10 protein-coding genes are annotated in these 6688 nt (G+C 58.3%); 3 read left to right on the plus strand and 7 right to left on the minus strand.

Annotated elements, in window-relative coordinates:
* Positions 1 to 84 precede the first annotated feature (84 nt).
* Both ACYYKW_RS22580 and ACYYKW_RS22585 read left to right on the plus strand, forming a co-directional pair.
* Positions 85 to 984, plus strand: a complete 900-nt coding sequence (locus ACYYKW_RS22580) for a transcriptional regulator GcvA (RefSeq protein WP_464991212.1) — start codon at positions 85 to 87, stop codon at positions 982 to 984.
* A gap of 120 nt (positions 985 to 1104) precedes the next feature.
* The gene (locus ACYYKW_RS22585; protein ID WP_434710803.1) at positions 1105 to 1515 is read left to right on the plus strand and encodes a cupin domain-containing protein; all 411 of its coding nucleotides are present in this window, start codon (positions 1105 to 1107) and stop codon (positions 1513 to 1515) included.
* 9 nt (positions 1516 to 1524) lie between these two features.
* Here the strand turns inward: ACYYKW_RS22585 and ACYYKW_RS22590 are convergent, their stop codons facing one another.
* From ACYYKW_RS22590 to ACYYKW_RS22610, 5 genes are all read right to left on the minus strand, one after another.
* Positions 1525 to 1734, minus strand: a complete 210-nt coding sequence (locus ACYYKW_RS22590; RefSeq protein WP_090283010.1) for a hypothetical protein — start codon at positions 1732 to 1734, stop codon at positions 1525 to 1527.
* Entirely contained in the window at positions 1709 to 2920 is a 1212-nt protein-coding gene (locus ACYYKW_RS22595) for an MFS transporter (RefSeq protein WP_464991213.1), read from the minus strand. The genes ACYYKW_RS22590 and ACYYKW_RS22595 overlap by 26 nt, the downstream gene beginning before the upstream one ends.
* 137 nt (positions 2921 to 3057) lie before the next feature.
* On the minus strand, positions 3058 to 3567 hold the full coding sequence (msrA, locus tag ACYYKW_RS22600; RefSeq protein ID WP_090283012.1) for a peptide-methionine (S)-S-oxide reductase MsrA: 510 nt from the start codon (positions 3565 to 3567) through the stop codon (positions 3058 to 3060).
* Between the two features lie 159 nt (positions 3568 to 3726).
* The gene (locus tag ACYYKW_RS22605; RefSeq protein WP_090283013.1) at positions 3727 to 4074 is read right to left on the minus strand and encodes a con-10 family general stress protein; all 348 of its coding nucleotides are present in this window, start codon (positions 4072 to 4074) and stop codon (positions 3727 to 3729) included.
* Positions 4075 to 4329: 255 nt separating this feature from the next.
* Positions 4330 to 4509: a con-10 family general stress protein gene (locus ACYYKW_RS22610; protein WP_093101985.1), complete on the minus strand. Its 180-nt coding sequence runs from the start codon at positions 4507 to 4509 to the stop codon at positions 4330 to 4332.
* Positions 4510 to 4858: 349 nt separating this feature from the next.
* Between ACYYKW_RS22610 and ACYYKW_RS22615 the strand changes: the two genes are divergently transcribed.
* Positions 4859 to 5029: a general stress protein gene (locus ACYYKW_RS22615; RefSeq protein WP_157720685.1), complete on the plus strand. Its 171-nt coding sequence runs from the start codon at positions 4859 to 4861 to the stop codon at positions 5027 to 5029.
* 20 nt (positions 5030 to 5049) lie between these two features.
* Here ACYYKW_RS22615 and ACYYKW_RS22620 read toward each other — a convergent pair whose 3' ends face one another.
* Both ACYYKW_RS22620 and ACYYKW_RS22625 read right to left on the minus strand, forming a co-directional pair.
* The gene (locus ACYYKW_RS22620; RefSeq protein WP_464991214.1) at positions 5050 to 6171 is read right to left on the minus strand and encodes a carboxylate-amine ligase; all 1122 of its coding nucleotides are present in this window, start codon (positions 6169 to 6171) and stop codon (positions 5050 to 5052) included.
* The gene (locus tag ACYYKW_RS22625; RefSeq protein WP_464991215.1) at positions 6168 to 6446 is read right to left on the minus strand and encodes a hypothetical protein; all 279 of its coding nucleotides are present in this window, start codon (positions 6444 to 6446) and stop codon (positions 6168 to 6170) included. The genes ACYYKW_RS22620 and ACYYKW_RS22625 overlap by 4 nt, the downstream gene beginning before the upstream one ends.
* Between the last annotated feature and the right edge of the window lie 242 nt (positions 6447 to 6688).

Raw genomic sequence — 6688 nt, forward strand, 5'->3', positions numbered from 1 at the left:
CCAGATTCCGTCGCGGCAAGCACTTTGGCAAAGGTCATTTGCAGTGCTAGCGTATGACAAAATCTCATGAGCCAGCCCTATCCCATGCCTGTCAGACTTCCCTCGCTCAATGGCTTGCGCGCCTTCGAAACCGTCGCCCGGCACATGAGTTTCACCAAGGCTGCCGCAGAACTGAACGTCAGCCAGACTGCGGTCAGCCATCAGATCCGCCGACTCGAGGCGGAACTGGGCAGCCCGCTGTTTTTGCGGCGCAACGACGGCCTGGCGCTGAGCGAGGTCGGGCAGGCCTATTTACCGGGCGTTCGCTCGGCGTTTCAGGATTTGCGCTTTGCCACTGAACAGGTATTGGGGGCTGGCAACGATAACGTGTTGACCATCAGCACACTGGTATCGGTCGCATCGAAATGGTTGTTGCCGCGACTGCCTGCGTTTCATCAGGCCTTTCCCGCTATCGATGTGCGCATCAGTGCGTCGACCGATTGGGTGGATTTTCGCAGCGGCGGCATCGACGCCGCGATTCGTTACGGACACGGCGACTGGAAGGGCTTGCAGGCTGACTTCCTGATGTCCGATGAAATCTTTCCGGTGTGCAGTCCGGCACTGGCCCAGAGCCTGAACTCGCCGGCGGATCTGGCGAATAACACTTTGCTGCAAGTCAGCGGCGTGACGGCGGGAGACTGGGCGATCTGGCTAAGCGCCGCCGGCCAGGCGCCGCAACTGGCGGAGGGGCCGCGACTGACGTTCGATCTGGCGCTGATGGCCGTGCAGTCGGCGGTGGACGGGCAGGGCGTGTGCATCGGCCGCTCAACCTACGTCGCCGACGATCTGCGCGCCGGGCGCCTGGTGATCCCTTTCGAATTGCGCTTGCGGGATGCGCTGGGCTTTTATCTGGTCGCGCCTCTTGAGACCGCGCAGGCCGAAAAAATCGCTGCGTTCAGGTCCTGGCTGTTGGCATTGCCGAAAACCACCGGCGCTTTTGTATAAGCGTGTATCTGTTTGCACGCTGTACACGGCTGAACACCAAACTCAGGTTCCACGACACATCCACCCTACACGCAACCTGCACAGTAGCCCTCACCACATCACTGATCCAGAGGGCTACATATGAAACGTTCACTGTTACTCGCCAGCGCCATTTTCGCTTCGATGATCGGCATCGCCCACGCGGCCGACGCCCCGGCCAAGAGCTGGCAGCAAGGCTTGAGCCGCACCGATCTGGTCAAGCAGGATCTCGGTGCCGCCGACCGCGAAGTGGTTCAGGCACGCGTCGATTTCGAACCGGGCGTGACCTCGCCGCGCCATGCACATCCCGGCGTTGAAGTCGCTTACGTGATCAGCGGCACGTTCGAATATCAACTGGAGGGCAGGGCGCCGGTGACGCTGAAGGCGGGGGAGTCGCTGTTCATTCCGGAGGGGGTGGCGCATGTGGCGAAAAATGTCGGCAAGGACAAGGCCTCGGAGCTGGCGACTTATATCCTCAAGAAAGGCGAACCAGTGCTGATCCTCAAGCCTTAAGGCGCTGCCTCAATGCAGAGTCGCCGCCCGGCGACTTTCGCCGATGCGGATGCGATCGAGCGCACGGTTCAAGGCATCGAGCGCATCGAGCAGGGCCTTGGCCTCGGCGACACGATCCTCGCCCCAGAGGCGCTCGGCCAGCCGGTTCAGGGCCTGGATCGAGCGCTCGATGTCGGCGGCGCTGGCGGGCTCGTTAGCGGTGGATAGGTTTTTCGGCATTCAGAGTTCCTCGGCTGGTAGCAAACCACCATAGCGCTGTGACGCCCAGCAGCATAGTCAGCGCAGCCAGGATGAGGATCACGCCTTGTGTGCCTGCGCTGGACGCAAGCAGGGCTACCAGCAAACCCGCCAAGGGTTGCGACAGGTTGTTGAGCAAGGTGATCACACCGACGGTTTTGCCGAAGTCTTTGGGCGGTATTACGCGCTGACGAATACTGCGCATGTAGATATTGAACATCTTGTCGAAGCCGACAATCAGCAGAAAACCCACTACATAACCGGCCAGATTCGGACTCAGAGCACTGACAAGAGCGCCAGCGGCGATCATTGAATACGCGAGCCCGCCAAGTAGCCGCTGCGGCAGTTCCACTCTGGCAAGGAAAAACAGAATCACGATTGTTGTTATAGCCCCGGCCGCTTGCAAACCGGCGTAAGCATCTTTGCCCGCGCCGTACTCGCCGAGCACCATCGCGGCTGAAGTCGCCAGCGTGACACCAACGAGCAAATTGACCCCCACGGCCAGCAAGATGATTTTTTTCAACTCCGCCAGCTCATTTATATGCCTGAAAGCGATGCGCAGTGGATGTAGCCATATGTCCTGATGCTGTTCATACACTTGCAGCGTGATTCGGCTGAGGCGTTGCCATACCAGCATGCTCAGATCCGCGAGTAGAAACAGACCGGCGATCCATAGCACCACCCAGTGCCAGGCCCACACTTCGAGCAGCAGCGCTGCCACCAACGGCCCGAGAACCAGTCCGGTCTGGTCGGCAATTTGCGAATAGGACAACGTCTTGGTGTAACTGTAATGCTGGAAGATATACGGCATCAGCACTTCGCGCGCCATGATTCCCTGAGTGGTCAGCACGCCGCACACCGCTGACAACACCACAACCCAGGCCATGCCGCCGAAAACAGTGAACATGCCCATGGCCAGCAGGCAGAGCAGCGCGCGATAGATTTGACTGATATGGAGGATCCTTATCGGTGAAAACTTATCGCACAACGCTCCACATAGTGGAAACGCGAGAAAACGCGGTAGCGATTCGACGAAGAATGCCAGACCGGCCCAGGAAGCGCTGTTGGTCGTCTGGAAGACCACCAGCGGCACAATGAACAGCAAAATCTGATCGGCCAGGCGCGACAGAAACAGCGACGTGAAGAACGCCAAATAATCCTTGCGCAAGAGGAGCTCCTTTTTATTGCCTGTCTGGCCGTGCGACGAGCCGTCAGACAGTACACCGATTCTTGGCAGGAGTTGAGATTACGTCGCTCATCGCCGCGCGATCAGTCGTTCACCTGTGCAAGCATCTGGAGTTGCCTTCAACTACTGCGCTTGGGCAGTTTCCAGTCCGGCCGAATGAAGTGGCAGGTGTAGCCATTCGGAATCCGTTCCAGGTAATCCTGATGCTCAGGTTCCGCTTCCCAAAACGGTCCGGCCGGTTCGATTTCAGTCACCACCGGGCCTGGCCACAATCCTGAGGCGTCGACATCGGCAACGGTGTCTTCAGCCACGGCGCGTTGCTCGTCGTTGAGGTAATAGATCGCTGAACGATAGCTCGGGCCAAGGTCGTTGCCCTGACGGTTGGGCGTGCTCGGGTCGTGAATCTGGAAGAAGAATTCGAGAATCTGACGGTAGCTGATCAATGCGGGATCGAAGGTGATTTCGATGGCTTCGGCGTGGTTGCCGTGGTTGCGATAGGTCGCGTTGGGTACATCGCCGCCGGTATAACCGACGCGTGTTTCCAGTACGCCAGGGTAGCGGCGCAGCAGATCCTGCATCCCCCAGAAGCAGCCGCCGGCAAGAATCGCGGTTTCGGTGTCAAAGGTCATGGCGGTCATTCCTCTCGCAACGTTGGGGATTGTCATGGTTATGAGGGCGAGTTGGCCAATTCCAAGGTGCGGCGATGTAGAAAGCGGCGGGAGATTGCGAGGAAGTTGTCTTGCGTTGGATAAACGGCAGGGGAGCGAGGCTCCCCTGCAAATGGCGCATTAGCTGTTGCGCCCACCACCATGACTGTTTTCGCCACCCTTGCGCCCGGCTTCGGAGGCTTTTTCGCGGTCATTGGCAAAGTTGCCACCGCTGTTCTGGCCGCCTTTGCTGCCGGCCTCCGACGCGCGCTGCGGGTCGTTCTTGAAGTTGCCGCCGCTGTTCTGGCCACCTTTGCTACCGGCCTCGGCTGCACGCTCCGGATCATTCTTGAAGTTGCCTCCACTGTTTTGGCCGCCTTTGCTGCCAATTTCCTGGTAGAACTCTTTATCATGCGAAGCCGATGTTGCTTCCCCACCTTTTTTACCTGCTTCGTTGACGGACATGCTGCCTTGTTTATCTTGAGCCATTTTAAAACACCTCTTGCATATATACGCATTGATTCGAATTCAGGCTGCGCTTAGTTGCGCGCTGAAGTTGTTCTGACAAATGCCGTGGATACTGCCTGATGTTGTTTGTTGCAATGCTCGTTACTTGCCGGTTGGCTTGGGTTCGACTGTCAATCAGTTGGAACGCTCATCAGGCATGGATAACTGCCTTTCATGCTGATGACCGTTCCAGCTGTTTGATTTCGAAGGGCAGCGAGGCTGCCCTTATGCCGCTGGTCAAGACGACTTACGGCCGCCACCGTGGCTGTTCTGGCCGCCTTTACGGCCTGCTTCGGAAGCTTTTTCGCGGTCATTGGCGAAGTTGCCGCCGGATGCCTGGCCGCCTTTTTTACCCGCCTCGGATGCCTTCTCGCGATCGTTGGCGAAGTTGCCCGGATTTTTATTACCTGTAGTCATGATAGCTCTCCAATATCAATCAAGGTTTTCTTAAGTTGCCCATTTGTTGCAACGGACACTTACTCGGATAACGCGGCGAGGAAAATCGTTTGAAGATTTTTTTTGGTGCCCGATGAACGGTAGTGCCCGCGATGAAACTTATACAGACTGCTGTTTCAGGTGCCGCTTCGTATAAGTTTGCCGATGTTAAATTGATAGTTTACAAGTGTCTTATAGCTTCGCTTCGTTTCGTTTAATTACCTTTCGTCAGTAGTGCGAGTGCATGGGTGGCGAGCGCAAAGTTCGGTTGATAGGGTGCAAGGGCTGCATACGAAACTGACAGTCAGGAACTGATCGCGAGGACATTGCCATGACCAGCAAGCATCAAAGCGGACATTCATTCGCCGACGATCCACAGAAAATCAAGGAGGCCGGTAAGAAGGGCGACACTGCGGTCGACGTCAAACTTGACCGAGCGGAAAAGGCACGCACGGGCGGGCAGCACAGCCATGGTGGAACCCGCACCGGCAAGGGGGACTGAAGCGATGTGTTGAAGGTCGATCAGCTGCGCGAGGTTTCCTCCAGCAGATGATCGACCACTTGCGACAGCGCAGAGCGCGGACCGGGCTGTTGCTGCAGAGCCTGGTTGAATACCGCCAGTTGTCGGTCGGCGCTGGTGCCGTCATTGATGATTCTGTGGGCGCGTTCGAACAAGGTCGGCATGCGCAGGTCGTCGGCGATTTCGGCGTAGCGTTCCTCAGCCAGCGCTAGCCACTGGCTGATTGAGCAAGGGCTGTCCTGGCCTGTGACGATAAACTTTCCATCGAGCCCCCAGCGCTTGGCGCGCCAGCGATTTTCCTCAAGTATCCAGCGTGCTGACGCGTCATAGGCTGAGCCGGGTTGCGGTTGGCTGCACGCATGCGCGACCAGTACGCGAAAGAATGCGGCGAGGGTCAGCGCATCTTCCACGCGCGGGCAGGCGTCGGTCATGCGCAGCTCCAGCGTCGGGTAGCGCACGGCCGGGCGAATGCCCCACCAGCATTGGCTGGGCTGGCTGATCACGCCGGCGCGGGTCAGAAAACCAACGTGATCGTCATAGGCCTGTTGATCCGCAAACAGCGGCGGCACGCCCATGCGTGGCCACTCGTCGCACGCAGCCTGGCGATAACTTTTGTAGCCGCTGTTGGCCCCGCCCCACAGTGGCGACGAGCAACTCAGGGCCAGCAGCAACGGTGTCCATGGCAACACTTCATTCATGATTTTGATGCGATCGTGTTGTTCGGGTACTTCGACATGCACATGCAGGCCCGACAGCACGCTGCGCCGGGCGACGTGGCCGTAGGTGTCGAACAGTTCGTGAAAGTGCGGTTCGTCGGTGGGGATCTGTTCGCGCCAGTCAGCCAGTGGGTGACTGCCGGCGCTGAGCAGGCCGAGGCCGAAAGGTTTGAGGGTGTTGTTCAGGGCCTGACGTGCGCCGGTCAGGTAATCGCTGGCTTCGACGAAATCGGTGAATACGGGTGAAGCGATTTCGAACTGGCCTTGGAACATCTCTGTAGCGAACGAGGCACCGATGGCTCTTTTGCAAGCCTCACGAGCCTCGGGAGCAGGGGCGCCAACCATTTTGCGGGTGTGCAGGTCGGTGACGAAATATTCTTCTTCGATTCCAAAGCGCGGTTCGGTCATGGCTGGGCTCGCTGGGCATTACAGGGTTCGTGGTAGTCGTGGCCAGCGATGGCGTGCAGGTAGGCCTGGTCGGCTTCGCGGCGCAGTTCTTGCCATTCTTGCCAGGTGATGATGCCGAGGCGGTCCATTTCGTCGCATTGGCGCAGGAGTTCTTCGTGGTAGCGATCGGGGCAGTCCATGCGCAGGCTGCGGTCTTGCAGTGTTCGATGCCAGGTATCGAGGGCTTGCAGGCGGGTTTGTTGTTCGGCTGTCAGCAGGTTTTTATAGGCATTCATGGGGGCTGGCTCGCGGGTTGTTTTCTTTGTGAGCGCTTGGGGTTCGTGGAGGTTCAAGGGAAGTGATGAGGCGGGTGCCTTGGCGGCCTCTGGGCCGACCAGGCTTTGGTTGTTTTGGGTGAATATCCGTTTTTTTGGGTGTGGCGGCTGGCGGTTCCGCTCTTACAGCGGGTCACTTTTGCAGACGCCCAAAAGTAACCAAAACGCTGGGCCCCTGCGTTCGGCCCTCGCAGGCTCGGGTT

The sequence above is a fragment of the Pseudomonas sp. 15C genome (genome assembly GCF_055484735.1).

What these genes read in the sequence shown, in the direction of transcription:
- ACYYKW_RS22605 (WP_090283013.1), bottom strand. Translation starts at nt 4,074, where the DNA reads ATGGCTCAAGATAAACAAGGCAGCATGTCCGTCAACGAAGCAGGTAAA.
- ACYYKW_RS22585 (WP_434710803.1), top strand. Translation starts at nt 1,105, where the DNA reads ATGAAACGTTCACTGTTACTCGCCAGCGCCATTTTCGCTTCGATGATC.
- msrA (WP_090283012.1), bottom strand. Translation starts at nt 3,567, where the DNA reads ATGACCTTTGACACCGAAACCGCGATTCTTGCCGGCGGCTGCTTCTGG.
- ACYYKW_RS22615 (WP_157720685.1), top strand. Translation starts at nt 4,859, where the DNA reads ATGACCAGCAAGCATCAAAGCGGACATTCATTCGCCGACGATCCACAG.
- ACYYKW_RS22625 (WP_464991215.1), bottom strand. Translation starts at nt 6,446, where the DNA reads ATGAATGCCTATAAAAACCTGCTGACAGCCGAACAACAAACCCGCCTG.
- ACYYKW_RS22590 (WP_090283010.1), bottom strand. Translation starts at nt 1,734, where the DNA reads ATGCCGAAAAACCTATCCACCGCTAACGAGCCCGCCAGCGCCGCCGAC.
- ACYYKW_RS22620 (WP_464991214.1), bottom strand. Translation starts at nt 6,171, where the DNA reads ATGACCGAACCGCGCTTTGGAATCGAAGAAGAATATTTCGTCACCGAC.
- ACYYKW_RS22610 (WP_093101985.1), bottom strand. Translation starts at nt 4,509, where the DNA reads ATGACTACAGGTAATAAAAATCCGGGCAACTTCGCCAACGATCGCGAG.
- ACYYKW_RS22580 (WP_464991212.1), top strand. Translation starts at nt 85, where the DNA reads ATGCCTGTCAGACTTCCCTCGCTCAATGGCTTGCGCGCCTTCGAAACC.